The organism is uncultured Formosa sp. (genome assembly GCF_947500765.1).
Lineage (GTDB): Bacteria > Bacteroidota > Bacteroidia > Flavobacteriales > Flavobacteriaceae > Formosa.
Map to the genome: position 1 here is coordinate 190,678 of NZ_CANMTH010000007.1, position 19,689 is coordinate 210,366.

Sequence of the window (19,689 nt, forward strand, 5' to 3'; positions counted from 1 at the left end):
ACGTTTAATAGTAGCATGTGATTTCTTTATAAGTTACTTTTTATTTTGTCTATAATCTCAGCGTATTCTGCATCAGATAGCGTAACTTTTTCTGGATTCATTTCAAAAGTGCCTCCAAAACCATAACCTTCTTTATATTTTGGAACCACATGAAAGTGTAAGTGAGATATTGTATCTGCATAAGCCCCGTAATTAATTTTTTCTGGATTAAATGCTTTTGTAAGTGCTTTTCCAACTTTTGCTACGTCTTCCATATAAGCATTACGTTGTGTATCTGTTAATTCGTGAAAGTCTACAGCGTGATCGTTGTAAACCACATTACAGCGCCCCAAATACGATTGTTCTTTAAATAAAAATAATTGAGATACTTTTAAATCACAAATTTTTATCATTAGTTGATGTAATGTTTCATTGTTTTGACAATACAAACATGCTGATGCAGGTGTTTTCATAATATAATTCTATAAATTTTAAAAAGGAATAAAGGTCGCTATTATACCTTGTAAAAGGCATGATTTTTATCATGAACCATGCCTTTTTTATAGATATTTTGTGTTTAATAAAATTAGATTTTTAATAACAAAACGGAATGTTTACAACACTTCTTTCATATGTTTATAATTTGTTTTAACCATTTCTAACACTTCATCCATACGTCCGCCTAATATCATTTTACTTATAGATAGTGCATAACCTTTCATTTGGTCGAATTCCATTTTTGGAGGCATTGCTAAGGCTTGTGGATTGGTGAAAATATTTACCAAAACAGGGCCATCATGTATAAATGCTTCTGTTAATGATTGTTTTACATCTTCTGGTTTTGTAACCGAAATACCCTTGAAACCCATAGCTTCTGCAATCATTTTAAAATCAGGATTCAGCATTTCGGTTTCGTGATTAGGTAAACCTTCTACTTGCATTTCTAATTGCACCATACCTAAAGAACGGTTATTGAAAACAATAAGTTTTATAGGAAGATTATATTGTTTAATGGTTGCTAAATCTCCTAATAGCATAGAGAGTCCGCCGTCGCCACAAAAGGCAATAACTTGTCGGTCAGGATAAGCTAACTGTGCACCAATAGCCATTGGCATCGCGTTAGCCATAGAACCGTGATTAAAAGATCCTAGCATTATTCGTTTTCCAGTACCCTCAATATATCTTGCGCCCCAAACACAGCACATTCCTGTATCTACGGTAAAAACCGTATCATTATTTGCCATTTCATTAATGGTAGATGCTACAAATTCAGGGCTGATATGGTCTTGAGAGCCAGTTTCATTTACATAAATATTCAAGTTTTCTTTTACCTTATCGTAAAAATGTAATTGTGCTTTTAAGAAACTATCATCTTCTTTTTCTTTAATTAAGGGTAATAATGCTGCAATGGTATCTGTTATTTTACCCGTTAATCCCATTTCTAATTTAGCACGTCTTCCTAGGCGTTCAGGTTTTATATCTACCTGAATAATTTTATTTTTCACGGGCATAAAATGTTCGTAAGGAAAATCGGTTCCTAAAAGTATAACAACATCAGATTCGTGCATGGCATGGAATGCTGAAGGAACACCTAAAAGGCCAGTCATTCCAACTTCGTAAGGGTTGTTGTGTTGCATTCCCATTTTTCCTCGGAAAGAATACCCTATGGGTGCCTTTAATAACCCTGCTAATTTTACAATATCGTCATGTGCTTCTCGAGCACCAATACCACAGTAAATAGATACTTTTGGGTGTTTATTCACGAGATCTGCAAATTTTTGCATTTCATTATTTGATGGACGTAAAATGGTTTCGCTTTGGTAATTATACATAGCGGTTGAGCTCTCTTCGGCAGGTAAGGCTGATACATCTCCTGGTAAGCCAAATACGGCAACTCCTTTTTTATGAACAGCATTTTGAATAGCTGCTTGCAACATACGTGGAACTTGTTTAGGTGTGCTGGCTAGCTCATTATATACACTGCAGTCGTCGAATAGTTTATAGGTGTTAGTAGCTTGAAAGTAATCTACACCAAATTCGGGAGTATTAATGGTAGAAGCAATCGCTATCATTGGAACTCCAGAACGGTTGGCATCGTATAATCCATTTATTAAATGCACATGACCAGGCCCGCTACTTCCTGCGCAACATGCTAAACCGTCTAATTCCGCTTCGGCAGCTGCAGCATAGGCGCCAACTTCTTCATGGCGTACGTGAATCCATTTAATTTTCCCGTTTCGTCTTACGGCATCATTCAATTCATTTAGACTATCACCTGTTACAGCATAAATTCTTTTTACATTGTTGTTAACCAACATGTCTACAATTTGGTCTGCTACTTTTTGTCCCATAATTCTTTTTCTTTTTGCGTTTCCTTTGCTTACGCTAATAAAATTACAAAACAGAAATTGTTTAGAGTTGTAATGTTTTGTTAACTTATGAGATCTTATTTTGAAATAGGAGTGTAGTATTGGTTGTTTTTTGTAAATAGATGTTGTTGTGTTTTCTACGAGTATATTAATTCTTTTTTTTAATTGTAGCTTAATAATGGTTTTGCAGAAGGAAATGTTCCGTTTTAATTATAACAATTGTATATAAAAAAAAGATTTATTTTTATTTCATAACTATAGATGCAATCTCTAATTTAAAATGTTCCGCTGTTTTATTTGCAATCAAGAAAGCGACCTCTTCTATTTTATGCGCATCAAAATTTGGTATATCTAGTTTACGACCTTTAAATGTTGGATACATGTTTTTTAAATCTAATTCAATAAGCTGCCAGTCTGTTGAGGTATTAAAATACGCTATATACGCATGTTTATTAGTTGCTTTATCTTTTATTCGGAATTGATACCGTTTTCCGTCTCCTCTAACTTTTAATTTAATTTTTGAAAATCCTTTTGTGTCTAGAGCATCAAAACGATATCTAACAGATGCAAACCCACCATTATTTTCTAGAGACACGTTACCTTCGTAAATCCCATGCCCGTCTTTGTTTAAAGAGAAATGTCCAGAAGAATTTCCGCCCATTACAACATCGTTAACCGTTTTCCAAAGTGTCACGTCTGCCGTTTTATTAAATTCGAAAATGTGATGTTCTTGTATCATAATATTATTTTAAACAATTTAAATAAGTATTGGCATATTCCAGATGTTTGTGTTGTTTTTCTTCAGGCATTTTATCGTACATGCGTATTAACATTCCTAACCTTGGATTGGATAAAAAGAAATCGCGCTGCGTGTGCATAAATCGCCAAAACAGACCATCCCAAATATTTTGCCATTCTCCTTTTCTATAATTACTCATTTTCATGATGTAATTACTACTACTAATATAAGGTTTAGTTGCAATTAAACCTCCATCTGCAAATTGGCTCATACCATAAACATTAGTAACCATAACCCAATCGTAAGCATCAATAAAGAGTTCCATAAACCATTTATATACTTCATCGGGATGGAATTCACAAAGCAACATAAAATTACTGAGTACCATTAATCGCTCTATATGGTGGCAATATCCAGTTTGTAATACTTTTTTAATAGTTTGATCTACTGGAGGTATTCCGGTTGTTCCATTATAAAAAGAGGCAGGTATTTTCTTTTTAAATTTCCAAAAATTAGTAGTTCGCTCTTCGCTTCCTCTAGTTTCGTAAACACCTCTAATAAATTCGCGCCAACCTATAATTTGTCTTATAAAACCTTCGGTAGAATTAATCGGGACTTTATGTTTCTTAGTATAGTTTAAACAGGCATTAATAACTTCTTTAGGTGTTATTAAACCAATATTTAACATGGGGGTTAAAACACTATGGTTAAGTATCGAGTTTTCTGCAACAATAGCATCTTCATAAACACCAAACTCCATAAATCGTTGCTCAAAAAACTGTTGTAGCCAATCTTTTGTTGTTTTAAAATCTGTGGGATATAATGGAGATGTAGTTAGGGTTCCTAAATGATTGTCAAAGTGTTTTTCTACATATTTTTTTGCTGCTTCGTAATATGAATTTGTATCCGGAAACTGAATGGAAGGAGGTGTTTTTTTTACAGGATATTTTTTTCTGTTTTCTGCATCGAAGGTCCATTTTCCTCCTTCAGGTTTTCCATCTGTATCTATAAGTATTTGTCGTTTTTTACGTTGTTCTGTATAAAATGAAGTCTGATTATACTTTTTCTTATCACTCTTAAAAAAGGCAGAGAGTTCGGCTTTTGTATTTATAAATAAAGGAGAGGGGAAAACGGTTGTTGAAATATGATGTTTGGAACAACTATGTTCTATCCGTTTTTGTAACCAATTATCTGTTGGGTCTATATAATTAATATGCTGAATTCCTTGTTGTTTTAATTCTGGAATTAACTGTCTAATATCTGAAAGGTTATCAATAGCATTTATGTAATGCACTTTTAGTTTTTTTTCATTCAGAAGAAAATCTTCATAGCATTTCATGGTTGTTCTATGAAATGCAATTTTTTGTTTGTGAAACGGATACCGTTTAAAGAATAAATATTCTTCAATTAAATATATTGGTGTGTTAGTCTCAAAAAGAATAGATTCTTGAAACAGCTGATGTGGAAATATTAAGTTGATGCTTTTCATTTATTTTTTCTGCAACGTTGGCTACAATATTTAATGTGTTCCCAATTTGTCTTCCATATTTTGCGCCAGCTAAATGGACGTTTACAAACAATACATGTTTTTTGAGGGAGGTGTCCCTTTTTTATTGTCTTTTAAGTTTTAAATTAAACATTTAAGTGTTTTTATAAAAGTTAATTAGTAATTATAGGTAAACTAATTTGTGATGGGTATTTAGACGAATGGTGTATTTTATTATGAGCCACTATGCCTTCTTTTTCGTCGTAATTATTCCCCCCAGTATTTAAGTTTCTGGCAAAACGCGGAAAATTACTACTAGATATTTCTATACGAATACGGTGCCCCTTTTTAAAGTAGTTACTAGTAGACATTGGTGTTAAATCTATTTTGTAAATGTTACCTTTTTTCATAAAGACTTCTTTGTCGTAGCCTTCACGATATCTAGCACGTTGTATGGTTTCATCTAAATTATAAGCTTTACCATCAGGATGTACATCAATAAGTTTTATGGTGAAATCTGTATCTTTTACATCGGACGATACGTATAAAGTAGATTCTATAAAACCAGAAACTTCTAAGCCTTCTTTTAAAACATCTGTTGTGTAAACTAAAATATCGTCTCTTGTTTCTGTTAGTTGGTGATCAAATGCTCCACCTCTTAGTATATTGTCGTCACAACATGGAGTACCTCCAAAAGAAGGTACTGGTAACATTGGATTGTAGGTAAAACTATCAGGATTATCGGTTTTTACTTTTGTTGTCGTTAATGTCCCATCACCATAAAGACTGTTGGCGTTACCATTACTATTTAAATAATACGTTGTTGGTTTTGCATTTTCAGGTGGCCAAACTTCAGAAGCTTGCCATTTATTACTTCCCATAGTATAATACTGTACTCTAGGTGTTTTGTCTTTAAAATCGTTTTGTTCTCCTTTCAACCATAAATCAAACCACGCATAAATTTGTTCATCATAATTCAATCTTGCATCACCAACACTTAGTTCTCCAATCATGGTATTTTCACTTGTTCCTTTTGTAAAACCACAATGTAAATTTGGAGAAATAATTAAATATTGATTATCTCTAATTGCTGCATCTTTGGTATTGTTTCTAACATGATTAAATAAAGCCAGATTTGGTGTTATAGACATATCATACCATGAAGCGAACCAAAAGCTTGGCACACCAATTTCCATGTCGTCATGATACAAACCACCTTCATACCATGCATCGTCATTGGGTTTACGACGAATCATTTTATCAAAAATTTCACTTTTCCCATTTATATTTTTAATACCATCTTGTATAGGTAAATAATTAAACGCTTCTGCAAAATCAACTGGTGGATTTTCTGGATCTAAATCATAAAATCTAGATATTCTAATTAAATCTTCTTGAGTCGCTCCAGCAGGAATTCTAGGTTTAAACTTATCATGCTCTACGCGATACAACCAAGCCATAAAAGACATTTGTACTACACCACCACGAAACCAATTACCTTGCTCATAAATATCATCAATGCGGCCTATACCTGCACCATAACCTTGCGCTACCATTGCGGCATGCGACGGGTGATCTAAAGCAGCTACTGCCATTTGCCACTCTGCAGAAGAGGAACAACCATAAGTACCTATTTTACCGTTAGACCACGGTTGGTTTTTCATCCATGTAAATGTATCGTAACCATCTGTTACTGGTACACCTAAAATATCCCATTCGCCTTCAGAAAAATAGCGTCCGCGTTCGTTTTGCACAACATATGCATATCCTTTTTTTACGGCTTCCAATGCCTTTTTTACTCTAATTGTAGTTATCTCTTTTCCGTCAACCCAATTATTGAAATTATAAGGTGTGCGGGCAAAAATAATAGGTACTTTTTTATCTGTTTTAGGACAGTATACATCTGCAGCCAAACGAATACCATCTCGCATTGGTATCATTACTTTTTGGTCTATAATGGCAATGTTTTCTAGTTCTCGAAGTTCTTTAGATTGTGCTTGAAGATTAAAATTATTTAAACAAAAATACGCTATTATAAAGGGTAATACAAGAATGTTTTTTTTCATTGTGTTAGAATCATTAGTGGGTTAAAAGGGTGTTGTTGCCTATGGGGCATGTATGTTTAGTTACATGGTTAAGCAACTAATTTAGTAATAAAAACTGAATGGAAATTTTAATTAAAACTCTAATCGCTATTGGTTATATATGGATTAGTGAATCGTTTTTATTTATCTAATTAAAATAGAGGAGGATATGAATGCTTTCCTTGCCTTGAACATGAAAAGGACTAAGTTTTTTAATAAATGAACTATGCATTGTTCTGTACTTAGATATAATTGTGCAGATAGTAATTGTTTAGTTGTTGTAAATTATTTAATTAAGTGTTAATTTAATGATTATTTTATATGGTGGTGTTTAATGTTTGGTTCTTTTCTGTTTTTAATATTCCAGAAATTAAAGTCTTGTATTCTTGAATGTTTTTTTTGTATTTTTTTCGTACTATAATTAATATTAAAATTATTACTGCTAAAATTAGCGTTCCTATTGCATACCTAGAAAAAGTATTGTGTTTTCCTAATATTAAAGTAATTAGAAAGCCTAATCCTAAAATTATATCTGTAAATATTACTGATTTCCATAAGAAGTGTTGATTAAAATAAATCTCGACACCAGTTTCATTGTTAGAATCTATGTTTGATAATTTTCCGTTTACAACAATGCTATTTAGATATAATAAATACCATGGGTATAGAATCCTTTTACGCATTTTAAATGTTGCTGAATTATTTTCTTCATGATTCAAATTGAATACAATTCCGTTAACAGATTTAAGTGCAGATTCCATGTTTTTACTAATCTCTTTAGGATTACCTTTTAATTTAAAATTCCATTTTTTCATACTATTAACTTTAATATTTGGTAACGATTAGGTATAAGAATAGAGTTTTTTTGTACTGTCTAGTATCTATTTCATTATAATTTTTACACTATTTGGTTTAAGTTTTTTTTTTGCTAAATATTTATCAATACTGTCATTGTTTACCAAGTTTAGTGTTGTTTGGGAGATTTTAAAATCAGATATCGAGTCGTTTATTATTTTACATTCGGCATAAACATAATGTTTCCCTATCCCTCCTTGAATATATACAATTCTCCAAGTATTATTTTTTTTTGATAAGAACTTAAGCTGTCTTATAGGGCTTGAATCATAGACTAATACATCGGTTTGATTAAATTTTTCATTTGGATTTGCTATTTCAAAATTATTTTTTAATATTTTTTTTAAAGCCAAATTAAGCAGTTCTGGGATTGAATCTTTGGTGTTAAATTCTGTCCAATTTTTTTTTAATTCAACATCTAAATTTGTCGATTCAGATTTTTTAGAGGAACAATTCATCAGTATAATTAATATTAGAAATAAGATCTTTTTCATATTCTGAAAAATGGTTTGGAGTACAGCGATTTTCAGAATAAAATTCAGAAGAAACAAACTGTAACACACTTAATTTATTTAAAAATAGCGATTTTTTATGTGTTGAGTTGCAGTATGTTATTTTTTGTTTTTATATAGTTTAATTGCTTTTAGATATTGCGTTCCTCCATTTTTGTTTGTCGTTGATAAATCTATTTAATTCAGGATGATTTTTGTCAATCCAGTTTAATAAATTAGTTCCTTTTTCTAGCTCAATTTCAAGGATTTTGTATTAAATATTGAATTCCATTTCATCCATTCACTGTATTCTTTTATAAAAAAGTCTGTCTGTTAATAAATGAGTTAATTCAGTTTGGTAAGAATTATCAAGAGCTTTGTAATATTGTTTAGCGATGTCAAGTTTGTTTATTTATTTTTCAGGATCTATACAAGATGTAAAACCTAAAGTTAATAACAGTAAAAGGAATATGATTTTATTTGTTAAATGTTTGTTTTGGTAATGTGATATTACAAATTTGTATTTGATTTACTTAAGAAAAAGGAAGTCTAGATATTGTTAAAAGAATACTTGAAAATCTAAATTAATTTTGTGTAGATGTTAAGGTAATTATCTGATTGTTAGTGTTTAGTAGAAGTTAAAATAAACACTTCACGATTTATACATTATACAAACTAAAACAACCATAATCTGTTCTTATGCCTAATTTTTCTCCAATAAATTTGATTTCACATGTTTTTACAAGGTGTTCAATATTAAAGTTGTGTAAAAGTGTTTTATTAATAAAATCAAAAACAAATACATTTGAATGCTGAACAAGAACCAATTTTGACTGGTTGTTATTAAAGCAAAATGTATTAATATTTTTTGTGTTAGTCGGGATTTCGAGACTCTGTATTATAATTTCTTGGTTATTAGAAAGGTCAAAATAACGCATTCCCCAAGTTCCATATTTTTCTCTGATAACCAATAATTTATTGTTATTTGTAAATTCTATTTGGGTTATCATTTCAAAACTTCCTGTAATTGTATTAAGATGTTTTCCGTTTGTTGCGTTAATAATTTGTAGTTCTCCAACTGTATTGTGAAACGCTAATAATTTACCGTCTTTAGAAAGTTTACCACAGAAAGGAGTTGTTCCTTTTATGTTTTGTAAGGTGTAATTTTTTTTCCATAAAAGGATGTTTAAATTATTTATTATAGAGACTTTGCCTAAAGTTGCAAATGCTGTTTTATTGTCTGCTACAGATATAAAACTATCTATAAAACTTTTTTTATTTCCTAAATTTCTGAAACTTTTATGATCAAGTTCATACTCGTAAATATAATGGTCTATATCTAAAATAAGCGAGTTGGTGTGGCCTCTATATACTATGTTCCATGCTAATTGTTTGGGTAATTTAATTTCATCATAGACTGTTCCAAATTCATCTATTTGTATTAAAGAGTCTACTTCATCTTTATAGATAAAAATCCCTTTAGGTGTGTGCTGAAAAGATAAGCTTCCTGTATATCCGCCACCAATAAATTTATGTAAATAGGCTTCTCCAATTTTAGGATGTTTATTATTTAAAACAAAATCCTTTTTTAAAGCAGCCCATTCTTTTTTATAAAAATTTTTTAGAGCTTCTTCCGAGCTTGAAAATTCTTTTTCAGTTTTTCTTAGTTTTTTAGGTGTTCCTGTTTCAGAAATTAATTTTTTATCTGTTAGCGTTATCTGAAGTAGTTTCTGTGAATTGGTATTGATAAGTTGATGAGATAATGCTTTCATTTTACGAGGTTTTACTGTTTCCTGATCAGTTATAAATTCACCTAAAGTTTACTTTAACTTAAATATTTTGCAGCAATTGGTAATCTTCTTCCCATTCCAAAAGCTTTTGGACTTATGCGTAAAACAGGAGGCATTTGGTGTCTTTTCCATTCACTTTGATTTACTAGTTTTAAAATTCTATTGACCAATGATTTTTTATAACCTAAGGCAATGATTTCTTTAGGATCTAAACGTTCTTCTATGTAATGAAATAATATGGCATCTAAAATTTCGTAATCAGGTAATGAATCACTGTCCTTTTGATCTGGTCTTAATTCTGCAGAAGGAGCTTTTGTTAGAATATTCTCTGGAATAATTTCTTCATTTCTGTTAATATGATTACATAAAGCATAGACTTGGTTTTTATATAAATCGCCAATTACCGCTAAACCGCCACACATATCTCCATACAACGTTCCATAACCTACAGCAGCTTCACTCTTATTAGACGTGTTTAATAAGATATAACCTAATTTATTGCTTATTGCCATTAAGGTTACACCTCTTAATCTGGCTTGAATATTTTCTTCTGTTACATCGGGCTCTTTTTCTTCAAAATGTGGATTTAAACTTTTCTCGACACTATAATACATGTCTTTTATTGGAATTGTTTTATAAGGCGATTTTAAATTATTAACCATTTTAATAGAATCGTCTACAGAGTGATCGCTACTATATTGCGATGGCATTAAAACAGACATTACGTTTTCTCTACCAAGTGCCTCTACAGCCAAAGCTAGAACTAGAGCAGAATCTATTCCTCCGCTTAATCCTAAAACAGCTTTTTTAAAGCCTAATTTTTCAAAATATTGTTTTATTCCTGTTATTAAAGCTTGATGTATTTTTTCTATATCACTTACTTCTTGAAGATTAGGAACGACGTTTTCAATCTCGTTTGTATTAATAATTTGAATACATTCTTTAAAATAAGGTAATTCTGCAACTATTTCTCCTTTGCTATTTGCCGCTAAAGAGCCACCATCAAAAATTAATTCTGTTTGTGCACCTACATGATTGGCATAAAATAAAGGAATACCATATCTTTTTGCATTGGCACTTACAATTTTTTTTCTTGTTTCTGCTTGATTATAAGAAAAAGGTGAAGCCGATAGATTTAAAATAAAATCTGGTTTTTGATTGATTAGAATATCCATTGGGCAAACTTTATACAACGGATTTTCATTACCAATATTCCATATATCTTCACAAATAGTTAAAGCAATTTTTTTGCCTTTATATTGAATAGTTTCAAATGTTTTAGAAGGTTCAAAATATCTGTACTCATCAAAAACATCGTAAGTTGGTAATAAGGCTTTATGGCTTACACTAAGTATTTTTTCATTAGCTATAAAAAATGCTGAATTAAATAAATCTTTCCCTTCAGGAAGAGGATTTACACTTGGCGCACCAATTACTACCGCCACTTTATGTGTTAATGGTTTAATGTTTTCAATCACTTCATTACATTTGGTAATAAAATCATTAAACTCTAAAAAATCTCTTGGAGGATAACCACAAACGGCTAATTCTCCGAATAAAACAATATCTGCTCCTTCGCTTTCAGCATCTTTAATGGCTTTTTTTATTTTTGAAAAATTTACTTCAAAATTACCAATGTGGTAGTTTAATTGTGTAATAGCAATTTTCATAAATTCTATTTGTTATCTGTTGTTCTGAAACGTTTTCTCTTCCGTAGGATTAAGATGTCTCGTTGTTATGTTTTATATTGTTTATGTAAACGCATAGTATTGTGTTTAATCGAGATGGTTTTTCAAAAGAAAATCTAAAACGAGAAAGTAAGGCCTACACCTGCATGACACAAATCTAATTAACAAGTTTTAAATTAACTATAAATTTAATTGCATCTTTAAAAAATACAACCGTTTTCTAATAGTAAACAATTAAGTATGTGAATACTTGTTTTTTTATTGAAATGCATGTCTTTATGTTAACACAGTAGGAGAGACGTTAAAGAATAAAAATGAGTTAAATTGGAATAAAGTTTTGTAATGGGGTTTTAATGCCAAAAAGTAATTTTAGTTTAAATAAAAAACAAAAAAAAGAGCAATCCAGTTGGATTGCTCTTTTTTATAAACGATTTACATTTACTAAATTAGTAATATTATGCTTACTCTACAGTCAAGGTGTATTGAGGAGTAGGGTTTAATGGGCAAAAATATAAATATTCCCCTTTTTTTAATGTTGTAACTTTACTTGTTTCTTTTGTATTGTTTTCTACAGCTTTAGTGACATAAGCATTTTTAATATGGTTTTTTGCTTTAGAAGGATCTTCTCCTTTAGGAACTAATACAAATCCTACTTTATGTCCGACATTATTGTTGGCTATTTCAAAAATGTAATCGCCTTCTTTTAAGGTTAATTCTTTTTGTGTAAAATCACCTTTTATTTGTTCTAAAGCGACCACTGTAGCTTCATTGGTCATTTTTTCTTGCGCGTTTCCTGTTAATGTAAAGGTTAATGCGATTACTATTACTGCTATAATTTTTTTCATGTGTTTTAAATTTTTAAAGGATTGTTATATGTTATATTGTTTCTAATTCTAAGGGTTGTGCTACAGGAAAATCCACAGGAACTTGAGTTGTACTATGTATATAGTTAGATATTGTTTTATCTCCAACTAAAGAAATAGTATCTATTAAGTTTGCTTTTGTATAGCCTACATTAAAGAAGTTTTCTAATACAGCAGCATCTGTTTTACCTCTATTTTCGGTAATGTTTTTTGCTAATTTTGCTAAAGCGTCTAATTTGTTATTTACTGAAGAAAAACCAGCTCTTAATTCTAAGATTTGTGCATCTGTAAAGCCGTTCATTTTTCCTATTACAGTATGTGCAGAAAGACAATAAAGACAATCGTTTACTTGACTAACAGCAAGATTTACAACTTCTTTTTCTTTAGCAGATAACGAGGTTTTTGAATTGGCAAATGTTAAATAATTTTCTAAAGCAGTATCACTATGTGCATATGTTGCATATAAATTAGGTACAAAGCCTAATGCTTTTTTTAAATTATCGAAAATGGCTTGATTATTTTCGCTAACGTCTTCTCTTGAAGGAATATTAAATGTGCTCATATTTTTAGTTGTTTTATCTGAAATGTATTCAGATATTATTGTATTTATATTTATGTTTTTTGTTGGTACAAAGTTGCGTAAAATTACAGCTGTATGGAATGCTTTTAATTCCCTAAAGCATGTCGTTTTTTCCCTTGTGTTTAAAAGTTGCCTATATATGGGTTTTCTGCATCACAATAAAAATCGTGTATGTGTTTTTGGTCGCAATGAGTTTGCGTACTAATCGTATTTACAGCAACTTTCTTATTGTTTGTAAATATTTCTATAAGGTTGAATATGGATATGTTTTTTAATTTCATCTTGTTATTGTTTTAATATTACAATGCAAAGATGCGATAGAAGTCATTGCTATAAAAGGAACAATTTGCCCAATGGCTTGTCAATTTTTCCTAACTAGAAGTGTTTAGACGTTTTTTATAGTCTGATGGAGATAATGTTGTATGTTTTTTAAATAATCGGCTTAAGTGAGAAGCATCTTCAAAGCCAATTTCGTAAGCTATTTCTTTGGCTGTTTTATCTGTGTAAATTAATAAGCGTTGTGCTTCTAAAACAATACGTTCGTGAATAATTTGTAACGGACTTCTGTTTAGTTTAGCAAAATTATTAGATAACGTTTTAGGCGATTTAAATAATTTTTCGGCATAAAAAGATACACTGTGTTCTGTTTTAAAATGTTGCTCTACTAAAAAATTAAATTCACGTAGCAAATCTACTTTAGAACTTTTTGGTGTTTCAATAATACCTTCCTTCGCTTTTAATAAACGTGTGCTTTTTATAATAAATCTTGCCATTAACATTCTAAGCATTTCTGCTTGTATGTTATCTTCGGTGTCTAATTCGTCTATAAAAACTTCGTGTAAAGCTTCAAACTTTTCTTGTTCAATAGTGTTTAAATTAATGACAGGAATATTTATATTTCCGAAGAATAGTATACCTACACAACTCACTTCTTGGTCGTGATCTTTAATACAATAAAACTCTTGATTGAATTGATATATGGTAACATGATTCCCTGAAATATATTGAAGATATTGAATAGGAGTAAGTGCTAAAATACTGTGAGAATCTAGTGTAAAAGGAACATTGTCTATAATTAAATCTACAGGTTCTGAATTTGCCCAGATAAAAGTATAAAACTCACTTTGCTTAGCTTCTTTAAAAGAAAGTAAATCGTGCTCGTTTCCAATATTGAAAATGGCGTTTGTAGAAAATTCTTTAAAAGTGTGAGTCATGTTAACTAAGTCTAATTAATATTTAAAAAATTACAAAAAACAATAAATATTTAAGACGCTTTAATAGTAAAGACTTAAACGCTACCAGATTTTATGTGTACACTTTATTTACTGATCGTTCTGCCTTTTTGTTTTCTAGATGTATATAATCAACTTATAAATAATAGGTTGATTATATACAGTTTTACTTTTTTAAAACCCTTTAACAGAGATATCTGAACATATTTTGTTCATTTTTACTTTCAAGAATAATATAAGAATATTAGGTATTTGTGCCTTTATTTATTTTTTACAAAAATTAATTTATGTTTACTCTTCTGATTTTCTCTTTGTTCTAATTCGAATTCACCAATAGATTTAATTAAAGGTGTTAGTTTATCAAAGCCATAGTTTCTAGAATCGAAATTGGGTTGTTTTTTTTGAAGTAAGCTTCCTACATCTCCAAGAAAAGCCCAACCATCTTCGTCTGACAAATCAGAAATAGTTGTAGAGATTAGTTTAATAACTTTAGGAGTAATTTTATCTATACTATCTTTAGTATTGTCTTTCTGACTAACATTTTCTTTCTTTTCAGTCTGTTTTCTAATAATTTCGATGTAAATAAATTTATCACAGGCTACAATAAAGGGGTTTGGTGTTTTTTTCTCTCCAATTCCAATTACTTGCATTCCCGCTTCTCTTAATCTTGTCGCTAACTTGGTAAAATCGCTATCGCTTGAAACTAGGCAAAATCCAGTTACTTTTTCACTGTAAAGAATGTCCATAGCATCTATAATCATTGCAGAATCTGTGGCATTTTTACCTGTGGTATAGGCGTATTGTTGTATTGGTGTAATTGCATTTTGCAACAATAAGTTTTTCCATTTTGATAAATGTGGGCTGGTCCAATCTCCATAAATTCTTTTAATGGTTGGATTACCGTATTTTGCTATTTCCTCCATCATTTCTTTGACGTCGGCAGATGGTATATTGTCTCCGTCTATTAGTACGGCTAAATTCATATTCATGTTTTTTTGTTTTACTTCAGGGTATTATTACTGAAGAAGTTTCTTTATATGGTATAAACGGTTTTCTTTAAGATATTTAAAATTGAGTTTTTATAATTTGTAATTGTTTACATCATGTTTTTATAAATAATAGGGAAGGTTTACTTACTATTATTTAGTTAAAAATAACAATTTTTTTAATATAAAGTTTGCTTTAGTATTGTTGTTTATAGCTTTAAAAGTATCATTTATAAATGATATTAGAATATACAAATTCGTTTTTGTCTTTTACCTTTATTAAAGTATAAATCTTATTAATTGTTATCGTTTATAATATATTCATTTAATGACAATAAAAAATTAAAATGCCCTTTACTTTTTAGTAAAGAGCATTTTGTTTTAAATCAAATAAAATATAATTAATTTATTCTACAGTCACGCTAAAGGTTGCTTCGGCATCTGTTTCTCCTCCTGCATCACTTAAACCTGAGTTTGGTTTTGTTGGCTGATGTATTAATGTGAAGGTTAAGTTTCCAGAACTAGCTGCTCCCGTAGTAAGTGTAAATTCTGTTCCTAGTGGGTTTCCGTCTTCATCGTAACTAGTATATGCTGTTGTAACATCTAAGCTACTACCAATAGTATAGAAAAATTGATGATCGTCGCTTTCTTCCTCAACTTCTTCTGTCACATCTTCTGCAGGATCTATAGTTTCGTTTAAAAGTACAATACTACCTTGGTATGTTTCTCCAGAAGTTAAATTTCCTGAAACTGTAATCACGGGATCATCAGGTCCATCTCCATCTAAATCTTGTGTTTGTAATGTAACAACTTCACCAGTTCCAGAAGGTACTAATGTTACTGTTAGTGTTGTAATTACTTCTTCTTCGTTTACTATTTCGGGAGTATCATCATCACTTGAACATGATGTGAATAATATGGTTGCAAATAAAGCTACTGTAAATAATTTTGCTGTTTTCATCTGGCTTAATTTTAAAAGATTCTCTTTTTTCATTGTTTTTGTTTTAATAGTTAATAATTGAATTTGATGTTTAATAAAAAGTTTCTCCCTAAATCATCTGCATAATAGCGCATGCTGTTTAGGTAATCTCTGTAAGAGGTATTTAATAAGTTTGTAATTCCAAACCCTAACTTTAATTTAGATTTTTGGTTAATATTTAGGTCTATGCTTGAATTAAAATTAAGTAAATGGTAGGCATCTGGAGGTGTGCTAATATCTACAAGTTGAGTGCTTTCTGTTTCGGCAATATAGACTTCAAAATTATTATCTGGATATTCGTTTTGGCGAAATACATACTCGCTTTGTAAGGCTAATCTTAAATGATTTAATTTCGGATTCTGATACACAATTTCATTTTTCATATTTACCGGAGGCATACTTATTAACGGTTCGTCTTGAGGACGATCGTATCCTTTTACTAATGAAAATTGATAATTGTAACGCAAATTAGTTGTAAAAGCATAAGAAGCATCTACATCTATACCTAAAAGTTGCGCATTGGTTTGTCTGTATTCCCAAACCTGAAAACTTCCTCTAACTGTAGTTGCTATAGACGTCGGTTCTATTACAATAAAATCTTTAATGGTATTAATAAACGGACTTACAGAAAAACTCAAGTCTTTATTATTACGTTGAAATGTTAGTATAAATTTATGTCCGATTTCTGAATTAAAACTCAAGTCTCCATATTCTATTCTAGAAGCAGAATGGTGTAAGCCTTCACTAAAAAGCTCTGAAGCATTTGGTGCTCTTGAGGCTATTGAATAATTAAAAAATAATTGATAATCTGTTCCTAAATTATATGTAGATCCTAAGGTTACTGAAGGATTATAAAAATGTAATTCTGGATGTGTTAAAATTTGATTATCAAACTCTTCAACTATAATTTCTGGGTACAACTCATCATAATTTCTAGATTCCCAAAACGAAGTTTTATAGTATTTATAGGCATCTATATAGGTGTAATCAAAACGACCACCAGCTTCAATTAACCAATTATTGTTAATATGATAATCTAAAACGGCATACATCCCTAAATCATATTTATCATAATCCGGAATTAAACGTCTTACGCCTGTATTGGGATTTGCAAAATTATCTTGATAAGTGGTTTTTATACCTGTTTTTAATTTTATATTATTAGATAAATGAGAGTCTAAATCTAGCTTTAGTGTATGCGTGGTCAGTTCTAAATCTACAGATGCTTTACCGCTGTCAGACCCTGTTCTAATATCATATTCTAATCTGTTATTACGCTGAAAATCGTATTGCAAACTTATTTTTCCAAGATTTTCGAACGTTTTAAACCCTTTGATACGTGCTAAATGGTGAGTAATATCTTGTTTGGGTTCTGAGATATTATACGTAAAATCGTTAATAATTAATGGCACATTACTATTTATAGCACTAACCAAATCTGAGGCACCACCAATATGAGAAGCACTTAAAATACCTATTTCATTTTTAAAGTATGAATAATAAGCTTCTATACCATAATCAAATCGATTAAGACCAATATTAAAAGAGGCATTTTGTTCAGATGTCCCTGTATTGCTTAGTATATAATCTGGAGTTTTAAAATCACCAAATCGTTTCCATGTGCCTTGTAAAGTGCCGTACCATCCATTTTGATAGCTCTTAGTTAGCTGAGAGGTTACAGAGCCACCGCGTCCATTTGTAGCAGTTGTAAGTATTGTTTTTCCGTAAAGTGTATCTTTAATAGGTACTTTTGCAGCTTCTGTAACAATAACACCACCAACAGCATCTCCGCTATATTGTAAAGCACTAGCACCTTTAATAAGTGTAAGGTTACCTACAGCATTAACATCTATATTAGGCGCATGTTCTACACCCCATTCTTGGTCTTCCATCCGTACGCCATTATTAATTAAAATAACACGGCTACTATGTAATCCATTTACAATGGGTTTTACAATAGCATTTCCAGAGTTTAAAGAAGATACGCCGCTTAAACTATTTAAAGCATCTCCAAGTGTGCCACCATTAAATTGTTCTAATTTTTCTTTAGAAATGGTGCTCTCTACAAGTGTTTTAGATTTGTCCCCATAAGCATGCCCTTTAATAATAACTTCATTTAGTTCTTCTAAATGATGTTCTAACTTAAACGTTTTTATGGTGTTTCCGTTAACCTTAACTGTAAAGCCTTGTGTGACACAAAACGGATGAGACACTTGTATATCGTAAGTACCATTGCATAAATGATTAAAAACATACTCTCCATCCAAATTGGTTTGTACAGCTTGTTCGGTTCCTGCAACAATTACTGTTGCTCCTACTAGTAAAGAGCTATCATGAAGATCTTTTACAGTACCAGAAAGGGTGTTTTTACAATTTTGAGAAATAGATGTCATACTGCCTAATAGCAGTATGACTAATACATAAATACGCATATGAATTCTTAATTAACATAATTAAAATGATTTTATAATTAAGAATAATTAGGGTAATATGCTGTTAAATAGTAGTGTTAACAAGATGTGAAAAGACCTATGTATTCTTAATTAGCATAATAAAACTGAATGTTGATTAAGAAAATATAGATATACAGAAAAGTGTTAAATACCAGAAACAGTGGTAATTTAACATCTATATAGATTCTTAATTAACGAAATAAAACAGTTTGTTTATTAAGAAAAAATTGGAGGTGCGCGAAGTTGTGTATTGGTTATACTAAATGAATGTAGCTGAAGAGGAGTAAAGTTTACTTCCATTTCCAGAGGAACTTCTGTAAGAAGTAAATCTGGATATTCTACAATATCATATTTAAAAGATGCAAGATGAAAACTACAAATCTCACATTTTGTAACAGATGTATGAAGATGTGTTTTTTGTTCTGTGCATGTAAAATGTTGATGACCTTCAAAAATATGAACAAACTTCACAGCAGTAGGCAACATTAAAGCCATAAAAAGCAATAATGAGGCTATGTTTTTGCCAAGTTGTTGTTTTTGATTCATTCTTTTGTTTGAAATCTAGGAGGTGAAATTAATAAATATTGTGAAACAGATCTAAGTTTTTGTAAGAATAATTACAACTTTAACTTTTGCGTAAAAAAGTAAATACTTTACAAAAGTCTCACATTAAAGGTGCATGAATTTGTTTGTATCTATTAAAAAAAAATATTCATTTCAATAAAGCTTATTAAATATTTCTCCATTCCTTTTTTGTTTTTACTACTCTAATAAGATTTGAATTGGCATAGTCTAATACTTGGAATTATTAGAACATATGTTGTATTGTGAGACATGCTTTCTAGAAAGGAACATACGTAGCAGGTAATGGGAACAATAGGGAGAAGCCAATCTGCTTTAGTAGTCTACATTTGGATAAGTAGAAATCTATTATATAATCAGAAAGAACGCTCTTTCTATACAGTGCTTAAAAGTGTATAAAATTGAGTATTTATAATCTGTTATAGTATTAGTGCAATCTTTAAAAAATATCTAGACAAAACAAATAACAATGAGTACGAATTATGAAACGCGTTACGCCTCGAGTCCACAAACGGTTAAAAAATACGATACCC

At 30.5% G+C, this 19,689-nt stretch carries 18 protein-coding genes; all 18 read right to left on the reverse strand.

Features of this window, described 5'->3' with window-relative positions; genetic code table 11:
• Positions 1 to 26: 26 nt before the first annotated feature.
• Entirely contained in the window at positions 27 to 452 is a 426-nt protein-coding gene (locus tag Q1B05_RS13775) for an HIT family protein (protein WP_299781527.1), read from the reverse strand.
• A gap of 141 nt (positions 453 to 593) precedes the next feature.
• On the reverse strand, positions 594 to 2,330 hold the full coding sequence (locus Q1B05_RS13780) for a thiamine pyrophosphate-dependent enzyme (RefSeq protein WP_299781528.1): 1,737 nt from the start codon (positions 2,328 to 2,330) through the stop codon (positions 594 to 596).
• 262 nt (positions 2,331 to 2,592) lie between these two features.
• Positions 2,593 to 3,087 (reverse strand): CIA30 family protein, encoded by a 495-nt coding sequence (locus tag Q1B05_RS13785; protein ID WP_299781529.1) that lies wholly within the window; start codon positions 3,085 to 3,087, stop codon positions 2,593 to 2,595.
• A 4-nt stretch (positions 3,088 to 3,091) separates the two neighbouring features.
• On the reverse strand, positions 3,092 to 4,576 hold the full coding sequence (locus tag Q1B05_RS13790; RefSeq protein ID WP_299781530.1) for a cryptochrome/photolyase family protein: 1,485 nt from the start codon (positions 4,574 to 4,576) through the stop codon (positions 3,092 to 3,094).
• Positions 4,573 to 4,701 (reverse strand): DUF2256 domain-containing protein, encoded by a 129-nt coding sequence (locus tag Q1B05_RS13795; protein WP_299781547.1) that lies wholly within the window; start codon positions 4,699 to 4,701, stop codon positions 4,573 to 4,575. The genes Q1B05_RS13790 and Q1B05_RS13795 overlap by 4 nt, the downstream gene beginning before the upstream one ends.
• Positions 4,702 to 4,746: 45 nt before the next feature.
• Positions 4,747 to 6,639, reverse strand: coding sequence for a CocE/NonD family hydrolase (locus Q1B05_RS13800; RefSeq protein WP_299781531.1), 1,893 nt, complete (start codon positions 6,637 to 6,639; stop codon positions 4,747 to 4,749).
• Between the two features lie 335 nt (positions 6,640 to 6,974).
• Entirely contained in the window at positions 6,975 to 7,472 is a 498-nt protein-coding gene (locus Q1B05_RS13805; protein WP_299781532.1) for a DUF423 domain-containing protein, read from the reverse strand.
• A gap of 66 nt (positions 7,473 to 7,538) precedes the next feature.
• Entirely contained in the window at positions 7,539 to 8,006 is a 468-nt protein-coding gene (locus tag Q1B05_RS13810) for a hypothetical protein (RefSeq protein WP_299781533.1), read from the reverse strand.
• A gap of 656 nt (positions 8,007 to 8,662) precedes the next feature.
• Positions 8,663 to 9,775: a hypothetical protein gene (locus Q1B05_RS13815; protein WP_299781534.1), complete on the reverse strand. Its 1,113-nt coding sequence runs from the start codon at positions 9,773 to 9,775 to the stop codon at positions 8,663 to 8,665.
• 53 nt (positions 9,776 to 9,828) lie between these two features.
• Positions 9,829 to 11,463, reverse strand: a complete 1,635-nt coding sequence (locus Q1B05_RS13820; RefSeq protein WP_299781535.1) for an NAD+ synthase — start codon at positions 11,461 to 11,463, stop codon at positions 9,829 to 9,831.
• Between the two features lie 479 nt (positions 11,464 to 11,942).
• Complete coding sequence (locus tag Q1B05_RS13825) at positions 11,943 to 12,326, reverse strand: cupredoxin domain-containing protein (protein ID WP_299781536.1); 384 nt, start codon at positions 12,324 to 12,326, stop codon at positions 11,943 to 11,945.
• 31 nt (positions 12,327 to 12,357) lie between these two features.
• Positions 12,358 to 12,906, reverse strand: coding sequence for a carboxymuconolactone decarboxylase family protein (locus tag Q1B05_RS13830; RefSeq protein ID WP_299781537.1), 549 nt, complete (start codon positions 12,904 to 12,906; stop codon positions 12,358 to 12,360).
• Positions 12,907 to 13,046: 140 nt separating this feature from the next.
• Entirely contained in the window at positions 13,047 to 13,205 is a 159-nt protein-coding gene (locus Q1B05_RS13835) for a hypothetical protein (RefSeq protein WP_299781538.1), read from the reverse strand.
• Positions 13,206 to 13,295: 90 nt separating this feature from the next.
• Positions 13,296 to 14,138, reverse strand: coding sequence for a helix-turn-helix domain-containing protein (locus Q1B05_RS13840; RefSeq protein ID WP_299781539.1), 843 nt, complete (start codon positions 14,136 to 14,138; stop codon positions 13,296 to 13,298).
• Positions 14,139 to 14,416: 278 nt separating this feature from the next.
• Positions 14,417 to 15,145, reverse strand: coding sequence for an NYN domain-containing protein (locus Q1B05_RS13845; RefSeq protein ID WP_299781540.1), 729 nt, complete (start codon positions 15,143 to 15,145; stop codon positions 14,417 to 14,419).
• 403 nt (positions 15,146 to 15,548) lie between these two features.
• The gene (locus Q1B05_RS13850) at positions 15,549 to 16,103 is read right to left on the reverse strand and encodes a type 1 periplasmic binding fold superfamily protein (protein WP_299781548.1); all 555 of its coding nucleotides are present in this window, start codon (positions 16,101 to 16,103) and stop codon (positions 15,549 to 15,551) included.
• 50 nt (positions 16,104 to 16,153) lie between these two features.
• Positions 16,154 to 18,514 carry a TonB-dependent receptor gene (locus tag Q1B05_RS13855; RefSeq protein WP_299781541.1) on the reverse strand — a complete coding sequence of 787 codons (2,361 nt, stop codon included), beginning with the start codon at positions 18,512 to 18,514 and terminating at the stop codon, positions 16,154 to 16,156.
• A gap of 276 nt (positions 18,515 to 18,790) precedes the next feature.
• A complete protein-coding gene (locus Q1B05_RS13860) occupies positions 18,791 to 19,120 on the reverse strand; it encodes a hypothetical protein (RefSeq protein ID WP_299781542.1) in 330 nt (109 codons plus the stop codon).
• Positions 19,121 to 19,689: the final 569 nt, after the last annotated feature.

Coding starts and splice junctions, on each gene's coding strand:
- Q1B05_RS13775 (WP_299781527.1), bottom strand. CDS start 452: ATGAAAACACCTGCATCAGCATGTTTGTATTGTCAAAACAATGAAACA.
- Q1B05_RS13780 (WP_299781528.1), bottom strand. CDS start 2,330: ATGGGACAAAAAGTAGCAGACCAAATTGTAGACATGTTGGTTAACAAC.
- Q1B05_RS13785 (WP_299781529.1), bottom strand. CDS start 3,087: ATGATACAAGAACATCACATTTTCGAATTTAATAAAACGGCAGACGTG.
- Q1B05_RS13790 (WP_299781530.1), bottom strand. CDS start 4,576: ATGAAAAGCATCAACTTAATATTTCCACATCAGCTGTTTCAAGAATCT.
- Q1B05_RS13800 (WP_299781531.1), bottom strand. CDS start 6,639: ATGAAAAAAAACATTCTTGTATTACCCTTTATAATAGCGTATTTTTGT.
- Q1B05_RS13805 (WP_299781532.1), bottom strand. CDS start 7,472: ATGAAAAAATGGAATTTTAAATTAAAAGGTAATCCTAAAGAGATTAGT.
- Q1B05_RS13810 (WP_299781533.1), bottom strand. CDS start 8,006: ATGAAAAAGATCTTATTTCTAATATTAATTATACTGATGAATTGTTCC.
- Q1B05_RS13815 (WP_299781534.1), bottom strand. CDS start 9,775: ATGAAAGCATTATCTCATCAACTTATCAATACCAATTCACAGAAACTA.
- Q1B05_RS13820 (WP_299781535.1), bottom strand. CDS start 11,463: ATGAAAATTGCTATTACACAATTAAACTACCACATTGGTAATTTTGAA.
- Q1B05_RS13825 (WP_299781536.1), bottom strand. CDS start 12,326: ATGAAAAAAATTATAGCAGTAATAGTAATCGCATTAACCTTTACATTA.
- Q1B05_RS13830 (WP_299781537.1), bottom strand. CDS start 12,906: ATGAGCACATTTAATATTCCTTCAAGAGAAGACGTTAGCGAAAATAAT.
- Q1B05_RS13835 (WP_299781538.1), bottom strand. CDS start 13,205: ATGAAATTAAAAAACATATCCATATTCAACCTTATAGAAATATTTACA.
- Q1B05_RS13840 (WP_299781539.1), bottom strand. CDS start 14,138: ATGACTCACACTTTTAAAGAATTTTCTACAAACGCCATTTTCAATATT.
- Q1B05_RS13845 (WP_299781540.1), bottom strand. CDS start 15,145: ATGAATATGAATTTAGCCGTACTAATAGACGGAGACAATATACCATCT.
- Q1B05_RS13850 (WP_299781548.1), bottom strand. CDS start 16,103: ATGAAAACAGCAAAATTATTTACAGTAGCTTTATTTGCAACCATATTA.
- Q1B05_RS13855 (WP_299781541.1), bottom strand. CDS start 18,514: ATGACATCTATTTCTCAAAATTGTAAAAACACCCTTTCTGGTACTGTA.
- Q1B05_RS13860 (WP_299781542.1), bottom strand. CDS start 19,120: ATGAATCAAAAACAACAACTTGGCAAAAACATAGCCTCATTATTGCTT.